This window comes from Pseudomaricurvus hydrocarbonicus (genome assembly GCF_011602365.1).
Lineage (GTDB): Bacteria > Pseudomonadota > Gammaproteobacteria > Pseudomonadales > Cellvibrionaceae > Pseudomaricurvus > Pseudomaricurvus hydrocarbonicus.
This window is the reverse complement of the sequence record NZ_JAAONZ010000023.1, coordinates 44,011-60,558: the sequence shown is the minus strand read 5'-3', so window position 1 is coordinate 60,558 and position 16,548 is coordinate 44,011. Positions and strand designations below refer to the sequence as shown.

Here is a 16,548-nt window from a genome sequence, read left to right as displayed (position 1 = left end):
AACGAGGTCAGCTTTGCTGGCCTCGTTTTGGTTTAGCCTCTGCGTTTTTTGCTTGAGTGCATGCTCAGGAAAACCTGAAGAGCTGGTGACCCGCTTTTCCGGGGCGACGATGGGCACCAGCTACCATATCACCGTGGTCACAACGGAGGCCTTGCAAAACCCCGAAGGGCTGAAGTCTGAGATCGATCAGTCCCTGTTGGTGCTGAACCAACAGATGTCCACCTACATTAGCGATTCGGAGCTGAACCGTCTCAAACTTCAGCCCGTCGGTCAGTGGGAGGTAATTTCAGAGCCTCTCGCCGAGGTGTTGTCCATCAGTCAGCAGGTGTCGGAAGTGTCCGGCGGCGCTTTCGATATTACCCTCAGGCCGCTGATCGACCTGTGGGGATTTGGCCCTGAAAACACTCAGGATCAGGTGCCTTCAGACAGTGATATTCTGGCGGCTCGCAGCCAGGTGGGGTATCAATGGCTGGAGCTCGACCGCCAGGGGTTGCGCCTGCGTCGCTTGAAGGATGTCGATATTGATCTCAGCGCTGTTGCCAAAGGCTACGGTGTGGATCGGGTGGCTGATCTGCTTGAACGCAATGGCATTGATCGATACCTGGTGGAAATTGGCGGTGAAATGCGACTCAAGGGGCGTAACCCCGGCAATCAGTTGTGGCGAATCGCTATAGAGCGGCCCGATCCGAGCCTGATGCAAAGCGTCTACAAAACCTTGTCCCTGAGCGATATTGGTGTGGCGACATCCGGTGATTACCGCAATTTTTTTGAGCAGGGCGGGGTGCGGTACAGCCATACGATTGATCCGCGCACCGGGCGGCCTATTACCAATCGTCTGGCTTCGGTCACGGTTTTAAATCCCTCGGCGGCCATGGCTGACGCTCTGGCGACCGCTTTTTCGGTATTGGGCGAGAAGGATGCACTACGATTGGCTAATAGCGAAGGGGTTGCCGCATTGTTTATAATTGAACGAGATGGCATTTTTGTTGAACAGCCTTCGGATGCTTTTCGGGCGCTGTTGCCAACCTCAGAGTCTGAACGTAACGATTCTGACTAGCCTTTTTCAGCTGGGTACGGCTTTTGCTGTTTTTTACCCGGCCTTGTAACTAAACCCCGATAACCTGCTTAGGTTTGAGCTCGGGGAGGGAGTAGAACATGCAAACATTCTTTCTGACACTGGTCATACTCTTGATCTTTGTTGCAGCCATGTCCGTGGGGGTCCTGATGGGCCGCAAGCCTTTGAAGGGCTCCTGTGGTGGTGTGGGTGCGGCGTTGAAAGAAGAAGATTACGTCTGTGATTTATGCGGAGGTGATCCCAATAAGTGCGAAGAAGAACAACAAAAGCCGGCCGGCATGCCCAGGCAAAAGCCTCTGAAGCCCGAAGAGTTGGCTTACGACGCCTCTAAATAAGCGGTTGCAGGTGTCGGATCCAGACAGGCCTTGATGACCGAGGCATTAAATTGACCAGCAGAGCGTAGACCGTAAAGAGACCTACAGAAGTCTTGACGGGAAATTTGAGAATGCAGGTTTTTGATGCATTGATATTAGTGATACACCAATAGGAGAAAGCACAGAAATGGCGGAGTACACCTACGATTTACTGGTTTTGGGGTCGGGTCCGGCAGGTGAAGGCGCTGCCATGTCAGCGGTAAAGGCAGGCATGCGTGTGGCGGTGGTTGAGCGTCGTGAAATGGTGGGCGGGAATTGCGCTCACAAGGGGACTATTCCGTCGAAGTCCTTGCGGCATGCGGTCAAACAGGTGATTCGATACAACACTCATGCGCTGTTTCGGACCATCGGCGAGCCATGTTGGGTGTCTTACCCAAAAGTCTTGAAAGCCGCGAATAAAGTGATACCCAAGCAAGTGGAAATGTTGACCACGCTGTACGCCCGCAATCGGGTGCATATGCACATCGGTGAAGCCAGTTTTGTTGAGCCAAATCGTGTTCAGGTCATTCTGGACGATGGGGCGAAAGAGTTCATTACCGCGAAGAATGTGCTCATCGCCACTGGCTCACGACCATATCGCCCTGAAAATGTGAACTTTACGCACCCCAGAATCTATGACAGCGACACGATTTTGGATATGCAGCACACTCCACGGACGATGATCATTTATGGCGCGGGTGTGATTGGTTGTGAATACGCATCCATCTTCGCCGGCCTGGGCGTGAAGGTGGATCTGATCAATAGTCGTGACCAGTTACTGTCTTTTCTGGATGCTGAAATTTCAGACGCACTCAGTTACCACTTGCGCGATGGCGGTGTTACCGTTCGCCATGATGAAGAGTATGAGTCGGTCGAAATGGACGGTCGCAGCGTCACCATGCATTTGCGCTCAGGAAAAACCCTGCGCACAGATGCGTTGTTGTGGTGTAACGGGCGTGCCGGCAACACGGATACCCTGAATCTGCAAGCGATCGGTCTGGAGCCCAACCATCGCGGACAGCTGACGGTTTCTGAGCGCTATGAAACCGACGTTGCAGGGGTTTATGCCGCCGGGGATGTCATCGGCTGGCCAAGCTTGGCCAGCGCTTCCTTTGATCAGGGGCGCGCCTGTGCCCGTGGTATTTGTGGTTTGACGGTGCGCTTTGTCTCGGATGCACCAACCGGTATTTACACGTTGCCTGAGATCAGTTCAGTCGGTAAAACCGAACGTGAACTGACAGAGGCAAAAGTGCCTTATGAAGTTGGACGTGCCTTCTTTAAGAATACCGCTCGTGCGCAAATCAGTGGTGAAGATGTGGGCATGCTCAAGCTGTTGTTTCACTTTGACACCCTGGAAATCCTCGGGATTCATTGTTTTGGGGCAGAGGCCGCCGAGATTATTCACATTGGACAGGCGATCATGAGTCAGCCGGGAGAGGCGAACAGCATCAAATTCTTCGTCAAGAATACCTTTAACTACCCGACCATGGCTGAAGCTTATCGAATTGCGGCTCTGGACGGTTTAAACCGGGTCAATCGATTATAGTCTTTATCCAGTAGCCTGTTGGTTTGGGGGCAAGTACAAAAAAGGCGGAACTACTTCCGCCTTTTTTGGGTCTGGGGTAAGAGGGGTGAAACTCAGTAACGAACCCCGAGCCTCAATTTTTAATGCGGACTGGCGATCCCTGTTAGCGGTCACTGCGCTGAAACTTCAGGACACTGTGAATGACGATGTCGCTTTCGAAAAATACTGAAAACTGCTCATATTCCCAGCGGGTAATCGGGGGGGTACCTTTGGCGGGGCTTTCTTTGATCGGGTCCCCAAACTGACTTTTGACCGCGGCCATATCCATTCCCTTGCCGGGTTTGGCAATGTGACTGGCGGCCTGTTGTTGACCCACGGGAACCTTGACGGTTTCCGCCTGGGCGCTATGCGAGAGGTTCAGAGCCGCGAGGCCCAGGGTGAAGACGAGCCCCAGGCTGCAGATCCCTCTATTGGGCGTCGCGCGTTTCCGGCGTCGGGTAGGGCGGGCCTTTCCGAGACTGGAGAGTGTGATCATAGGGTGGGGAAAAACGCGTTTCATAGCGGGTCCTTGGTACTGTTGCATGGCATGAGTCTACCACCGGGCTTAACCTCTGTCTCAGGTGGCTCTTATTGGTGTGGTCAAAATGTGGTCGAGTGGGAGTATTTACCCTTTGTGAGCTGCGATTTGAGCCGCAAAGCTTGTGATGACAGGTGGCTTTGGGTTTAATGCTGACATGAAATTACCTTTACCCGTCTTCATCGGCCTGCGTTACACCCGCAGTAAGCGCCGCAATCAATTTATCTCCTTTGTGAGCGGATTTTCCTTGCTGGGCATGACGCTGGGCACGATTGCCCTGATTGTCGTCATGTCTGTCATGAACGGCTTCGACCGGGAAATCAAACAGCGTCTGCTGCAAGTGATTCCCCACATGGAATTGATGGGGGATGAAGGGGTTGAAAATTGGCCTGGGCTGCAGAGCACCGTGGAACAACAGTCGGGTATTGTGGCGGCTGCACCTTATGTCAACGGCGATGCGATGGTGAGTTTTGAGCGCGGCATGCAAGGCATTCAGCTGCGAGGACTTTTGCCCAAGGATGTTAGCCGCTTATCGGGATTGGCCGATCACATGATTCTGGGGTCTATGGACGATCTGCGGGAAGGTGAATACGGCATTGTTCTGGGGCGCTTGCTGGCGCGCTACCTGGGAGTGACTCCCGGAGATAAAGTGAGTGTGACTCTGCCGCAGCTAAGCGTTACGCCAATGGGTATCTATCCGCGCATTAAACGCTTTACCGTGGTGGGCGTGTTTGAAGTCGGGGCTCAGGTGGATCAGCGCCTGGTGATCACTCATTTGTCAGATGCACAAAAGCTCTTTCGATTGGGCAGCCGGGTCAGTGGTATTGAAGCCCGAACCCGTGATATGTATGGGGTAGACGGGCTTGCTCAACAACTGTGGCAAGCTCTTTCCGATGAGCAGAAAGCACATTTAACGCTGCGAAAGTGGACTGAAACCCAAGGCAGCTTATTTTCCGCAGTGAAAATGGAAAAAACCGTCGTTTCGGTGTTACTGATGATTATTATTGCGGTGGCTGCGTTCAATATTATTTCCAGCCTGGTTTTGATGGTCGCCGATAAACGTTTTGACATTGCTGTGCTGAGAACTCTGGGCTTAACCCGTAAGCAAGTGATGGGGGTTTTCATGGTTCAGGGGGCTGCGATCGGCTGGTTTGGTGTGTTGATCGGGTGTGTGGCCGGCTCCCTGATTGCGATCAATGTTGGCACCATTGTCTCGTTTTTTGAAAGCTTGATCGGGGTGCGAGTGTTTGACCCGAGTGTTTACTTTATCAGTCATATGCCGTCAGTATTACTGGCTTCTGACGTGGCGATCGTTGTCGCTGTTGGACTGGTCATGAGTCTGGTGTCGACGCTTTATCCCGCCTATCGGGCTTCACAGGTAGAGCCGGCTGAGGCGCTGCGTTATGAATAACAAGATCGGCAGTCCAGCAACGATAAAATCATTGCCAAAATCAAATGAGTCCAGCCATGCATGAATTAAATTTGGCTGTCGAAGAGCGTGTCTCAAGCACTCCAAAACCCATGAACGCGGAAGGAGCTTCAGTGCCCACATTATTATGTCGTCAGTTGCGCAAACATTACGATCAGGGGCCTGCCGTCGTCGATGTACTTAAAGGGGTAGACTTGTCGTTAGCCCGGGGAGAGCGTCTGGCCATTGTCGGCAGCTCGGGCTCGGGGAAGTCCACACTGTTGAACCTGATTGGAGGCCTGGATACACCCGATGAGGGGGAGGTGTTTCTGTTGGGTGAGCCGTTTTCGGGCTGTTCGGACAATCAGCGAGGCAAGTTGCGCAACCGGCATTTGGGGTTTGTCTACCAGTTCCATCACTTACTGGGTGAGTTTACGGCGCTGGAAAATGTGGCAATGCCACAGCTGATTGCCGGGGCTTCTAAAAAGGAAGCCCTGACCGCAGCGTTCCACTGGCTTGAGAAAGTGGGTTTGGCGAAACGAGTACAGCACAAGCCGGCCGAGTTGTCGGGCGGGGAGCGCCAGCGTGTCGCCATTGCCCGCGCCTTGGTCAATCAGCCCGCCTGTGTATTGATGGATGAACCCACGGGAAATCTGGATCGCCAGACTGCGGATTCCATTCAGTCTTTGCTGTCGGAGCTGAGTCAAAGCTTGTCAACCAGCTTTATTATTGTGACCCATGATGAACACCTGGCACACTCTATGGATAGGGTGCTGGTGTTGGAAGATGGTCAGTTGCTGGAAAAGGCTGATAACAGCACGGTGCTTGCGGTACCGTCAGCGTCTTCAGCTTCTGAATCTGCAACAGCAGGCCCGGTTACAGGCGAGCGTTAAATGATCCGATTCTTCAATCTGTTCGTCGGTCTGCGCTACGCGGGTGCCCGGCGCCGAACTCAACTGGTGTCTTTTATCTCCGGAATTTCAATTCTTGGGTTAATGCTGGGCGTTGGTTTACTGTTAACCGTTTTGTCTGTGATGAACGGCTTTGAAAAAGAGTTACGTGATCGCATTTTGGGTATCATGCCACACGGTGCCATTTATTTTCGCTACGGCATTGAAGACTGGCCATCGGTGCGAGACCAGTTGCTGGAAAACCCCGAGTTCATCGCTGCTGCCCCGTTTGTCGAGTTGCAGGGCATGCTATCCGTGGGTAAAAAAGTTCAACCCACTGCCCTGTATGGCATTGATGTGGGGAGTGAACAAAGTGTTTCAGTGATTGCCGACTATGTGGCCCCGGATGTTCTGGAAAAGCTTTCTGCTCAGGAGGGCGGTGACAACAACGCCATCGTTTTAGGGGCGGGTCTGGCGAAAAATCTGAACGCACAAACCGGTGACCGGCTGACAGTGTTGGTGCCCAACTCCCGCAACGCCCGTGAATTACCTAAATTCAAACCGATGTATTTGGCAGGGGTTATCGAGTCGGGGACGGAATTGGATTACGCACTGGCGTTAATGAATATGGAGGCCGCCAGTGAACTGTCGGAATTCCCGGGGCGGGTATCCGGCTTACGAGTGAAAACGCAGGACCTGTTTTCTGCACCTGATGCCATTTACCGCCAGGTTCGAAGTATGGAGTATGGCTACTACGGATCTGACTGGACACGCACTCACGGCAATTTGTTTCACGCCGTGCAGATGTCAAAAAACCTGGTGGGCCTGCTGCTGTTCTTGATTGTTGCAATTGCGGCGTTCAATGTGGTTTCCACCCTGGTGATGGTGGTGGTTGATAAGCAAACCGACATCGCCATTCTGAAAACCCTGGGGGCATCTCGCGGGGATATCTTGGCAATTTTTGTGGTGCAGGGCGCTGTGATTGGAGCGCTTGGAACCTTGTTGGGCGTGGGCTTTGGGGTGGTGGGCTCGCTGGTGGCCCACGATGTTGTAAACGCTTTGCAGTCACTGTTCCATGTTCAGTTTTTGGATGCCGAAATCTACCCGGTCAACTACCTGCCGTCAGAATTGCAGCTGCACGATTTTCTATTGGTGGCCGGGGTGTCGTTATTGATGAGTTTGCTGGCCACCTTGTATCCTGCCTGGCGAGCGAGCCGGGTGGCACCCGCTGAGGCATTGCGATTTGAGTAGCGGAAGGCAGTCTGCGAAGGTGTGGGGGCTGCTGAGGTGTAGGGGCTGCTGATGTGTGGGGGCTGCCCGGCGCAGCGCTAAAGCGTTTCCGGGTCAGGTCTCCCCTGGCTATGAAAAGTAGCCAGTACGACTAGCTGTTAGCCAGCAGGTTTTCCAGGTTGATCTGGTCTTTGACAAAGTTGCGGATGCCGTCGGCTAATTTTTCGGTGGCCATGGGGTCTTCATTCATGGCGAAGCGGAAACCGGCTTCATCAAAACTTTGTTTGGGCTGCTCCTGGGTTGAGGCTGTTGCTGACAGGCGCTGTACCAGAGTTTGCTGATCCTGCGACAGCTCTTCGAGCAATTGAGGGCTGATGGTCAGTCGATCACAGCCGGCCAGACCTTCAATTTCCCCCAGGTTGCGGAAGCTGGCTCCCATGACGATGGTCTGGTAGCCGTGCTGTTTGTAATAATTGTAAATACCCGTGACGGATAACACGCCGGGGTCGGTGTCGGCGGTGTACTCTTTGACGTCGGTATTGGCTTTGTACCAATCTAGAATACGCCCCACAAAGGGGGAGATCAGGGTCACGCCGGCTTCGGCACAGGCAACCGCCTGGGCAAAATTAAACAGCAGCGTTAAATTGCAATTAATGCCTTCTTTCTCCAGCACTTCAGCGGCGCGAATACCCTCCCAGGTAGAGGCGATTTTGATCAGGATGCGGGACTTATCAATGCCGCGCTCCTGATACAGATCGATCAGGTGTTTGGCTTTGTTGATGGTCGCCTCTGTGTTGAACGAGAGACGGGCATCCACTTCGGTAGACACGCGGCCGGGAACCAGTTTGATAATTTCGGCGCCAATGGCAACAGCAAGGTAATCGCCAGCCAAGCCAATATCACCCTGTGCCATCTTCAGCGCCTCCTGCAGCAGCGGGGCATACTGGGGCATCTGGGCGGCTTTAAAAAGCAGGGAGGGGTTGGTGGTGGCGTCCAGAGGCTGATATCGGGCTATCGCCTCAATATCTCCGGTGTCAGCGACGACATCGGTCATGGATTTGAGTTGATCCAGTTTGCTGCTCATTGGCGGTATCCTATCTACGGCGGGTCTGAATTTGAGACTATTTAATCATGGAAACCGGAACCGAAACAGCCCATTTTGATGACGGTTTCGGTACAATGTCGCCTTTATCAACTGTGACAAAATGGAGTTCTTTATGAGACGTGTTGTAAGGTGTATCCCTCTCCTGACGATCATGACTGTGTCAGCCTGCACCTGGGTCAAAACAGCTCCCGGTGCCGATCAGGTTGCGTTGAAAAACGCTCAGGACGTGGTCGCCTGTAAATACCTGGGAACGGCGACGGGTAAAACCAAAGACAGCCTGGTGTTTAAGCGTAACTCTGACAAGGTGGCGACCGAAGTGTTGACCCTTGCGCGCAACGAAGCTTTCAGTCAGGGAGGCAATGCGGTTGTCCCCAAAGGCGGTGTGGTTAACGGAGTGCAAACATTTGCCATTTATCAGTGTCCGTGACCGGCAGAGTTAAACTGCCTGAACCCGCCAGTCGTTACTTCTCATGGTCCGCCAGTCTAAAACGCTGCTGAGGCACGTGGCTAATTGCCGGGTGCGTCTCCCTCATTGGATGCTTTAGTAAAGTACGCTTTGGGGGTTGGTCCATGATCCTTTAAAAATGCAGCCAAGTCATGCCAATGCCTTCAAACGCTCATGAAGCCGGATTAACCCGCATGCAGGGGTTTATCCTGACCCGACAGTGGGACGATGCCCCCCTGGCTTCCCGTTTCGGACGCTTGCGGCAATTGCAGCTCGAATATTGGGTGACCTCGGATACTGGCGCCATCAAGCTAATATTTGAGCAGCAAACTGGTGTTTTCTTTCTGCCTCATGAGCAGCTGGACGAGGCTGAAGCCCTTCTCAATCGGCGTCTTGGACAGTCGGCCCGCCATCCCTCTGTGGCGCCGGTATGGGAAGCCAAACCCCTGAATCTGCTGAGCTTTGAGTTTCAACCCGTCGTGGGGCTGTATTTTCGGGAACAGCGAACGCTCTATCGTGCTCGGGATATTTTGATCAAACAGGGACTGACACCGTTTGAATCCGATATTCAACCAACCGATCGGTTTTTGATGGAGCGCTTCATCACGGGGTCAGTGACCGTCACCGGCACGCCAGAACGGGAAGGGGGTGTGGCCGTCATGCGCAACCCCCAGGTTTCTGCGGCGAGCTTGTTGTCTGCCGAAGGGGCTTCAGCCGAGTACCAACCACACTACACGGTCATGTCCCTGGATATTGAAACGTCCATGACTGGCGGCCACTTGTACTCCGTCGGGGCTGTTGTGACCAACACCCGGGACGAGCTTGCCCAGCCTCAAGAAATTGTCCTTATGATCGGCGCGGGGGATGTGCCGGATACTCAACCTTACCTGCAGTATTGTGACGATGAAAAACAGCTGCTCAGGTGTTTTCTGCAATGGTTCGACAGGATTGACCCTGACATTCTGATCGGTTGGAACGTTATTAATTTCGACCTGCGTTTTCTGCAACAGAAAGCCGATGAACTGGGTATGCGGTTAAATTTGGGGCGGGGCCAGAAACGCATCGACTGGCGTCAGTCCCGCAGCGACGATGAACACTACACCCTGGTCGTACCAGGGCGCCTGGTGATGGACGGTATTGATACCTTAAAGTCGGCAACTTACAACTTTGAAAGCTTTGCCCTCGACTCTGTGGCTCAAGAGTTTTTACAGCGAGGCAAGCTGACCGACGACGTCGATCATCGCGGTGAAACCATTACGCAGCAGTTCCATCACGACAAACCGGCCCTGGCGGCTTATAACCTGGAAGATTGCCAGTTGGTCTGGGATATTTTCGTCAAGGCACAGTTGATCGAATTCGCAGTGGAGCGGGCGCGTTTAACCGGGCTGGCCATGGATCGATTCGGTGGTTCCGTGGCTGCGTTTGATAATCGTTATTTGCCTCGCTTGCACCGGCAAGGGTTTGTGGCACCGATGCTCATTGAGAACCCTGTGGGCGTCGGCAGTCCCGGAGGGTATGTGATGGATTCCATTCCGGGCATGTATGAACATGTGCTGGTGCTGGACTTTAAATCCCTGTACCCCAGCATCATTCGGACCTTTATGATTGACCCGCTGGCGCGTGTTGCGGGCCGACACTTTGAAGAAACCGAGCAGGGCATTCATCGGGACCCCCACTGGGACCGTGAAGAAACCGGGGAGGTTGATGTCTCAGCCCTGGTGCCCGGATTTAACGGCGCTGTGTTTTTAAAGCACCGCGCATTGCTGCCCAATATTATTGGGGAGCTGTGGGACGCCCGTGACAGGGCCAAGCGCCAGCAAAACTCGGCGATGTCTCAAGCCATTAAAATCATCATGAACTCGTTTTATGGCGTTTTGGGGACACCAGGTTGTCGCTTTTTTGACTATCGGTTGCCCAGTTCCATCACGCTGCGTGGTCACCAGGTGCTGACTCAATCGAGGGAGTTGATTGAAGCACAGGGGCATCGGGTGATTTACGGCGATACTGACTCTGTGTTTGTGTGCCTGAATGCGGACGCGGGTACTGCCTTAGACGATATTGATCAACAAGGTCGGGCTTTGGCTGATTATCTGAACGATTGGTGGCGTAATTTCTTGCAGGAAAAATACCAGGTACAAAGCCATCTGGAAATTGAATTTGAAACCCATTACAGCCGTTTTGTGATGCCAACCATTCGTGGCGCAGAAACAGGCAGTAAAAAGCGTTACGCGGGGTTGGTGGAGAAGCCAGGCAAGACTGCGGAATTGGTTTTTAAAGGTCTGGAAGCCGTGCGTACGGACTGGACACAGCTCGCACGTGAATTTCAGCGAGAACTTTATCGGCGGGTGTTTATGGGCGAGTCTTATGACGACTACGTCATGTCTGTGGTGGATTCAATCCGCAATGGTGAGCAGGACGCCAAGCTGGTGTACCGCAAGCGTATCCGTCGTCATTTGGACGAGTATGTCCGCAATGTCCCACCCCATGTCCAGGCTGCTCGCCTGGCGGACCAGTGGTTGCAGGAACAGGACGCTCCCCAGCGCTACCAGCGCGGTGGCTGGATTCGATACGTGCTGACGCCAAGCGGCCCTGAACCTCTGGAGCACGTCACCACGACACTGGATTATGAGTTGTACCTGGAGCGGCAGATTGCTCCGGTCGCTGATGGGATTCTGCAATTTGTGGGAACTACGTTCGAACAAATTGTCGATCAGCAGCTAGGCTTGTTTTAACCTGCCGTGAATGTTTTTCACCCGGTCATGGAAATGGGGGCGGTTTGCAGTCGGGTTCGCACCAGGTTAAGTCTTTCGTCTTTTTGAGGCCAATGAATTCAATTGAAGAAAAAGGATTGTTCATGAATCTGATACCAGTTCGGGTCTGTCATCGAGATGCTATTGGGCACATCGTTGCTTTTAGTGCAAACAGTGCAAAATGTTTCAGTCTGATACTGCTTCTGTGTTTATCCGGCTGTGCGACGCTCACCCCTGAGTTTGATGAGCCCGATGTCGAGGTGACGTCCATCCACCGCCTTCCGGCCGAGGGCATGGAACAGCGCTTTTCGGTGGGCTTGCGGGTCACCAATCCCAACAGTGAGACGCTTGCGATAAAGGGATTGAGCTATAGTTTGAGCATTGAAGATTATAAAGTCGCCAGCGGTGTGACCGCAGAGATTCCGGTGATAGAGCCCTACAGCGAAGCGCGCTTTTCCCTGCCGGTCTCGACCAGTTTTATCAACAGTATGAGACTGGTCAAACACCTGATTGAGTTGAATAAGCCGTCGTTGACTTACCGTCTTGAGGCCAAACTGGATTTGGGCTTGACGTTTATGCCGAAAATGAGTGTAGTGGAAGAGGGCGAGGTCCAACTGGGGCAGATCAAATAGGCCTCCGCGGCAGAGGGGCTGGTTCCGCGTTGTTGGTTGGGGGGGCAGTACTTTATGGCGGTATCAAGACTTCTTATGTCAAGCTGTGCTGAAAATCGCTTTCATTACTGCTTTTTAAACGATAAGTTTGTCTGCTGGGGCGGCGCAAACTCAGCTATAACTAAACGAGTTATTTAATGTCCACAGGACTTAAATATCGTATGGTATTAAACGGTAACGCTTAATGCCGCAATGAGGATTATCGATGAACATTGATTCAAACGAAGAGCTAAAAGCTCAAATTGAAGAAGTGCGGAAACTGATGCAAACCGCGATTGACGGCAAGCAACGTGATTTGCTGGGCAACCTGTTGGCCAACATGGGAGGCGGTCAGGTTCAGGCCGAACCCTCACATCTTGGCGAGCAGCTGGAAGAGCAGGCGGTGGGGTTTGAATCCAAACACCCAAAGCTCGCACGAGCCCTCAGGGAAGTGATGGACACCTTAAATAAAATGGGTGTCTAGACGGTTTCACCACTCGCCTATGCCATGCCGCCTTATGGCCAGGAAAAACAGGGGGTATGGCATCTGTGTGGTGTCTGCATTGTGTGTCAATATTGTACGAACAGGGTTGAATGCATTCAGTCGCAGCCCGTGAAGGGGCATTTTTGGCAGCGTTCTTGCCGTTAATTTTCTGGCCTTTGTTGGGCGATATGGCTCACCACCAAGCCTGCCAAGCCCTGATTTTGGCCAAAGTATTCCAATAATCTGACGTGCTTCTGTGGGAGTGCATCCATTACCTCAGCCACTTGCGCGGGAATATCCTTTTCAACATGACGGCCCTGATTAAAAAACAAGGGGTAGACGTCAATGTGGGTTATGTCAGCGGGTAGCGCTTGGCAGACCTCCAGTAGCGTCGGCGGAGCCTGTTCCAGCAGGGCGGGTTTAACCAGGCTGTAGTCGCTATTCGCTTCGCCAATGCTGCTCACCAGATTAAAAAATTCTTCGTTTGCTGCAGCCCGGCGGCTGCCATGGGCCATAATCACCAGAGCGCGCGGTTGTGGGTTCTCGGTCATTGTTTTTTACTCTGCAAGTCTGTTGTTCATTCGCGTTAAATTCTTTGCTGTATCAGAACTTTACCGGTCAATCCCCCAGTGGTTTACTGGTGTGTCGGCGAGAGGTTTACTGGTTGTCGGCGACGAAAGATACGGCTTCGTTTAACGCACATCAAGGCAACGACTTTAGCACATCAACATGGAATTTATAGCACATCGTCCGGGTGAAATGCGTAGTTGCCCTGACTGTCTGCTCGCTGTTGTCGGACGGACTGTATGGCCTTTTGTGCCTGAAGCTGCCATATACTGTGCTGATCGATTTGCACGCTGAAGCCTTTATTCTGAAGCTGTCTGGCGATGGCTGATCTGGCTGCGACACCTTGTTCGAGAATCTGATAAGGGCCCTGGAGTTTGGTCAATTCGGCGGGCCTGCTGTTGATCCCCGAGAGGGCAACCAGGCTGTAGGTGTCATCTTCATTGCGCTTGAGGAACATCTCCACTCGCCAGAGGCGCTCATTTTCAAGAATCAAGGTCTCTGTTCCCGGCTGACTATCGTATTGGAGCTTCATGAGTTATCTCAGCTGTCGAGCGGTTCAGGCGCGCGCTCAGATCGTGTCACGGCAACCGCTGGGTGTGGGTGGCTCTGGGACGCGGTCGAAAAGGCCAGTATCACGGTATCAGGTTTTTTCGTTCAGCTATCGGGTTGGGATAAGTTTGGGTTCATTGGCTGTTTTCCAGATCGCAATGGGCTTTCAGTCTTGCCGGCTTGCGATTCATCCGGGTGGCGACGTAATGTTCGTTAAACACCGTAAAATAGTTGAGCAGGTGATGCACATTGGCCTGGTCCTGAGCCGCTTGCAGGCACAGGGCGGCGGCTTCTGCCGTGGCCAGCCTCCCGGTCTCACAGGCCTGCCTGACTTTGTAGTGGCCCAGTTGTTGATCGAGTTCTGTCATCGCGTCAGTGAGGTCCAGAACGGGTAAGGCTCTAAGCCAGGTAGCCTGGCTGTACATCTTGCGTGCCTGTTTCCAGGTGCCGTCCAGTAAGATCACGGTAGGGCGACGCTGGTTGTCTGGCGCTCCTACCTGAGTCTCAATGATCCGGGTTTCACGGTCACGCGGTGGAAACACCACTTGGCAGTGTCGACCGGGGTCGTCCAGCAGGGCTAACAATTCGGCGTCGGGACGGGTTCTGTCCCACAAAAACGCCTGGCATTGATCGGGGTACAAATCGGCAATCAGGCGCCCGGTATTGGTTGGCTTATAGACCTCGTCCCGATGCATCAAGAGCACAAAATCAATCGTTGACGCTGTCGGTTTGCGCCAGGCGCAAATACAGGTGTTGTGTCCCAACATGCAGCTTGGGCAACGCTGCAGGGCTATACCCCGGGCATTAAATACCCGTGTGGATTGGGACTCACAAAATTGTCGCAGCCGGTCTACGGCATGAGGCGCAAAGGCTGAGCCTGTGTCAGCCGACACGGGGCTGGCGTCAAAAGAATTAGCGCAGGTTGCTACTGATGCCGAATTCTCGCGTGATGAGCTTAATGGGTTGTTCATATGTTGGCTGGGCTGTTCAGACCTTGCTGGGGTTACTGGTTTCGAGAGGGGATCAGGATTCAATGTCATTGGGGTACAGTTGGCGCCACAGTTCAAACCCGCCGTCGACACTGTGCACCTCGGTAAAGCCTTCCTGCTGTAGAAACAGCGCGGCCTGCTGGCTGCTGTTGCCGTGATAGCAAAATACCAGAGTGGGGGCCTGGCGATCGGCCTCATTCAAAAAAGCCGGTAATGTGTTGTTGTCTAAAGGCTTGGCGCCTGCTGGGCGACTCAGTTGATAAGATTGAGGGTCGCGAATGTCAAGAATTTGGCAGCAGCTGTTGTGCATGAGCTCATGGGCTTGTTCACAACTGATTCGACTGAGGCTCATGGGGGAATCTCCAGGGAAGTAGAGTAAGGCTTTTTAGGTTACGGATTACAAGTGCAGGGCTCAGGGTCCTGCGAAATACGTTTCGTATTCTTTGATCAACCCGTTCCCTGCAATGGGGGTTATACCGGGATGCGTAGCATAGCATGCAAGGCTGAAGGCGTGCTTTCAATATGTCCAGTGTATCGGTCGCAGAGGAAAAAGCTTTCCGCACTTAGGCCATATATGACCTATTTTGATGGGCGAGAGTGCGTAAAATGGTGTCGAGGTTCCCAGGCTATATAAACAGCAATAATTATAATATACGGAGATAGATATGCAGAATTCTTCCCAGCCACCAACTTCTATACAAACTCCTCTGGCTTCAAAAATCCCTTTCTTTGTGAAAGTCCTGTTTTATAAATGTGTGATGCTGTTAACCCGTTTGGTTATGCATTTCGTGCCCGATGCCAAGCCACTGGTGCTGTCAGGCAAAGGCTCCTCGGTTCAGTTGTCTGAAGCCATAGCCCATTTTGGCATGAGAAAAATATTGTTGGTCACGGATAAAATGTTGGTCAAGCTGGGTGTTATTGAGCCTATTCTAACCTCGCTAAAGTCTCAGGGAATTGAGCCAGTTGTTTTCGATGGCGTAGAACCGGATCCTACTTTTGATGTGGTCGATGCGGGGCTGTCGGTACTTAGACGGCATCAATGTGAGGGGGTGTTGGCGGTTGGCGGTGGGTCGTCCATTGATGCTGCCAAGGTGATCGCCCTGGCGGGTAATAATGACAAAACAGCGCGACAGCTTGAAGGTAAATTTGTCGCTAAAAAACCGGCAATGCCTTTGTTTGCCATACCAACGACAGCGGGTACCGGATCGGAGGTAACCGTAGCCGCAGTGATTTCTGACCCGACAGCAGGTGATAAAAAACTGGTGCTGGATCCTAAATTGGTACCTTTGGTCGCGGCTTTAGATCCTGAAATCATGTTGGGGCTGCCACCTGCGATTACTGCAGCCACTGGTATGGATGCCTTAACGCATGCCGTTGAAGCGTATATTTCCAGTTTCGCGAGCAAAGAGACGGATGCGTACGCAGTGACCGCAACCCGTATGGTGATTGCCAACCTGGAAACGGCGTATCACGATGGCAGCAATGTGGCCGCTCGTGAAGCCATGGCCATGGGGGCTTTCTACGCTGGTCTGGCGTTCACCAAAGCGTTTGTGGGCTATGTTCATGCCATCGCCCATCAGTTCGGCGCCAAATACCACACCCCGCACGGCTTTGCGAATGCGTTGGTGCTACCGCATATTTTGCAGTTTTCGAAAGATCATGTGGCTGATCGCTTGGCAACGCTTGCCGTTGAGTGTGGCTTGGGCGAACGCACGGAAAGCCAGTCTGTCCTGGCTCAAAAGTTTATTGATAAAGTCTGGGCGATGAACAAGGCCATGGGCATTCCGGCAACGCTGGATGCCCTTCAGGCAGCTGATATTCCTGACCTGGCGCAAGCCGCCATGCGCGAAGGCAATTACAAGTATCCGGTGCCCAAGTACATGGATTTGCAGCAGTGCCAGGGTATCTTGAAGAAGCTGCTGCCGGTTTAAAATCGTTACCCCCCCTCCGT

The 16,548-nt window shown here is 52.9% G+C and carries 17 protein-coding genes; 11 read left to right on the top strand and 6 right to left on the bottom strand.

Translation table 11 applies throughout. From position 1 onward, the window contains the following. The first annotated feature begins 52 nt into the window (after positions 1-52). The 3 genes from G8770_RS21065 (at position 53) to sthA (ending at position 2,974) form a co-directional block, all read left to right on the top strand. Positions 53-1,057: an FAD:protein FMN transferase gene (locus tag G8770_RS21065; protein ID WP_208022427.1), complete on the top strand. Its 1,005-nt coding sequence runs from the start codon at positions 53-55 to the stop codon at positions 1,055-1,057. Positions 1,058-1,155: 98 nt separating this feature from the next. Further along, entirely contained in the window at positions 1,156-1,410 is a 255-nt protein-coding gene (nqrM, locus tag G8770_RS21060) for a (Na+)-NQR maturation NqrM (protein WP_167191661.1), read from the top strand. Between the two features lie 166 nt (positions 1,411-1,576). Further along, a complete protein-coding gene (sthA, locus tag G8770_RS21055) occupies positions 1,577-2,974 on the top strand; it encodes a Si-specific NAD(P)(+) transhydrogenase (protein ID WP_167191659.1) in 1,398 nt (465 codons plus the stop codon). A gap of 142 nt (positions 2,975-3,116) precedes the next feature. Here the strand turns inward: sthA and G8770_RS21050 are convergent, their stop codons facing one another. Further along, positions 3,117-3,512 carry a hypothetical protein gene (locus G8770_RS21050; RefSeq protein WP_208022426.1) on the bottom strand — a complete coding sequence of 132 codons (396 nt, stop codon included), beginning with the start codon at positions 3,510-3,512 and terminating at the stop codon, positions 3,117-3,119. A gap of 175 nt (positions 3,513-3,687) precedes the next feature. Between G8770_RS21050 and G8770_RS21045 the strand changes: the two genes are divergently transcribed. The 3 genes from G8770_RS21045 (at position 3,688) to G8770_RS21035 (ending at position 7,079) form a co-directional block, all read left to right on the top strand. Next, entirely contained in the window at positions 3,688-4,941 is a 1,254-nt protein-coding gene (locus tag G8770_RS21045) for a lipoprotein-releasing ABC transporter permease subunit (protein ID WP_167191657.1), read from the top strand. A gap of 110 nt (positions 4,942-5,051) precedes the next feature. After that, positions 5,052-5,831 (top strand): lipoprotein-releasing ABC transporter ATP-binding protein LolD, encoded by a 780-nt coding sequence (gene lolD, locus G8770_RS21040; RefSeq protein WP_167191703.1) that lies wholly within the window; start codon positions 5,052-5,054, stop codon positions 5,829-5,831. Further along, on the top strand, positions 5,832-7,079 hold the full coding sequence (locus G8770_RS21035) for a lipoprotein-releasing ABC transporter permease subunit (RefSeq protein ID WP_167191655.1): 1,248 nt from the start codon (positions 5,832-5,834) through the stop codon (positions 7,077-7,079). A 130-nt stretch (positions 7,080-7,209) separates the two neighbouring features. Here the strand turns inward: G8770_RS21035 and tal are convergent, their stop codons facing one another. Then, positions 7,210-8,112, bottom strand: a complete 903-nt coding sequence (gene tal / locus G8770_RS21030) for a transaldolase (RefSeq protein ID WP_425050921.1) — start codon at positions 8,110-8,112, stop codon at positions 7,210-7,212. A gap of 163 nt (positions 8,113-8,275) precedes the next feature. On the opposite strand from tal, the gene G8770_RS21025 reads away from it, so the two are divergent. The 4 genes from G8770_RS21025 (at position 8,276) to G8770_RS21010 (ending at position 12,492) form a co-directional block, all read left to right on the top strand. Continuing rightward, positions 8,276-8,590 carry a DUF4156 domain-containing protein gene (locus G8770_RS21025; RefSeq protein WP_167191651.1) on the top strand — a complete coding sequence of 105 codons (315 nt, stop codon included), beginning with the start codon at positions 8,276-8,278 and terminating at the stop codon, positions 8,588-8,590. Positions 8,591-8,760: 170 nt separating this feature from the next. Next, the gene (locus G8770_RS21020; protein ID WP_208022425.1) at positions 8,761-11,340 is read left to right on the top strand and encodes a DNA polymerase II; all 2,580 of its coding nucleotides are present in this window, start codon (positions 8,761-8,763) and stop codon (positions 11,338-11,340) included. A gap of 122 nt (positions 11,341-11,462) precedes the next feature. After that, entirely contained in the window at positions 11,463-11,990 is a 528-nt protein-coding gene (locus tag G8770_RS21015) for an LEA/WHy family protein (protein ID WP_167191649.1), read from the top strand. A gap of 244 nt (positions 11,991-12,234) precedes the next feature. Then, complete coding sequence (locus tag G8770_RS21010) at positions 12,235-12,492, top strand: DUF4404 family protein (RefSeq protein ID WP_167191647.1); 258 nt, start codon at positions 12,235-12,237, stop codon at positions 12,490-12,492. 161 nt (positions 12,493-12,653) lie between these two features. On the opposite strand, the gene G8770_RS21005 is transcribed toward G8770_RS21010, so the two are convergent. From G8770_RS21005 to glpE, 4 genes are all read right to left on the bottom strand, one after another. Next, positions 12,654-13,043: a sirohydrochlorin chelatase gene (locus G8770_RS21005; RefSeq protein ID WP_167191645.1), complete on the bottom strand. Its 390-nt coding sequence runs from the start codon at positions 13,041-13,043 to the stop codon at positions 12,654-12,656. 185 nt (positions 13,044-13,228) lie between these two features. Next, complete coding sequence (locus tag G8770_RS21000; RefSeq protein WP_167191643.1) at positions 13,229-13,591, bottom strand: PA4575 family protein; 363 nt, start codon at positions 13,589-13,591, stop codon at positions 13,229-13,231. A gap of 151 nt (positions 13,592-13,742) precedes the next feature. Beyond that, positions 13,743-14,501, bottom strand: a complete 759-nt coding sequence (locus G8770_RS20995; RefSeq protein WP_208022424.1) for a DTW domain-containing protein — start codon at positions 14,499-14,501, stop codon at positions 13,743-13,745. A 130-nt stretch (positions 14,502-14,631) separates the two neighbouring features. Beyond that, positions 14,632-14,949, bottom strand: coding sequence for a thiosulfate sulfurtransferase GlpE (glpE, locus tag G8770_RS20990; RefSeq protein WP_167191639.1), 318 nt, complete (start codon positions 14,947-14,949; stop codon positions 14,632-14,634). 313 nt (positions 14,950-15,262) lie between these two features. Between glpE and G8770_RS20985 the strand changes: the two genes are divergently transcribed. Next, complete coding sequence (locus tag G8770_RS20985) at positions 15,263-16,528, top strand: iron-containing alcohol dehydrogenase (RefSeq protein WP_243760608.1); 1,266 nt, start codon at positions 15,263-15,265, stop codon at positions 16,526-16,528. Positions 16,529-16,548: the final 20 nt, after the last annotated feature.

What these genes read in the sequence shown, in the direction of transcription:
- nqrM (WP_167191661.1), top strand. Translation starts at nt 1,156, where the DNA reads ATGCAAACATTCTTTCTGACACTGGTCATACTCTTGATCTTTGTTGCA.
- sthA (WP_167191659.1), top strand. Translation starts at nt 1,577, where the DNA reads ATGGCGGAGTACACCTACGATTTACTGGTTTTGGGGTCGGGTCCGGCA.
- G8770_RS21050 (WP_208022426.1), bottom strand. Translation starts at nt 3,512, where the DNA reads ATGAAACGCGTTTTTCCCCACCCTATGATCACACTCTCCAGTCTCGGA.
- G8770_RS21045 (WP_167191657.1), top strand. Translation starts at nt 3,688, where the DNA reads ATGAAATTACCTTTACCCGTCTTCATCGGCCTGCGTTACACCCGCAGT.
- lolD (WP_167191703.1), top strand. Translation starts at nt 5,052, where the DNA reads ATGAACGCGGAAGGAGCTTCAGTGCCCACATTATTATGTCGTCAGTTG.
- G8770_RS21035 (WP_167191655.1), top strand. Translation starts at nt 5,832, where the DNA reads ATGATCCGATTCTTCAATCTGTTCGTCGGTCTGCGCTACGCGGGTGCC.
- tal (WP_425050921.1), bottom strand. Translation starts at nt 8,112, where the DNA reads ATGACCGATGTCGTCGCTGACACCGGAGATATTGAGGCGATAGCCCGA.
- G8770_RS21025 (WP_167191651.1), top strand. Translation starts at nt 8,276, where the DNA reads ATGAGACGTGTTGTAAGGTGTATCCCTCTCCTGACGATCATGACTGTG.
- G8770_RS21020 (WP_208022425.1), top strand. Translation starts at nt 8,761, where the DNA reads ATGCCAATGCCTTCAAACGCTCATGAAGCCGGATTAACCCGCATGCAG.
- G8770_RS21015 (WP_167191649.1), top strand. Translation starts at nt 11,463, where the DNA reads ATGAATCTGATACCAGTTCGGGTCTGTCATCGAGATGCTATTGGGCAC.
- G8770_RS21010 (WP_167191647.1), top strand. Translation starts at nt 12,235, where the DNA reads ATGAACATTGATTCAAACGAAGAGCTAAAAGCTCAAATTGAAGAAGTG.
- G8770_RS21005 (WP_167191645.1), bottom strand. Translation starts at nt 13,043, where the DNA reads ATGACCGAGAACCCACAACCGCGCGCTCTGGTGATTATGGCCCATGGC.
- G8770_RS21000 (WP_167191643.1), bottom strand. Translation starts at nt 13,591, where the DNA reads ATGAAGCTCCAATACGATAGTCAGCCGGGAACAGAGACCTTGATTCTT.
- glpE (WP_167191639.1), bottom strand. Translation starts at nt 14,949, where the DNA reads ATGAGCCTCAGTCGAATCAGTTGTGAACAAGCCCATGAGCTCATGCAC.
- G8770_RS20985 (WP_243760608.1), top strand. Translation starts at nt 15,263, where the DNA reads ATGCAGAATTCTTCCCAGCCACCAACTTCTATACAAACTCCTCTGGCT.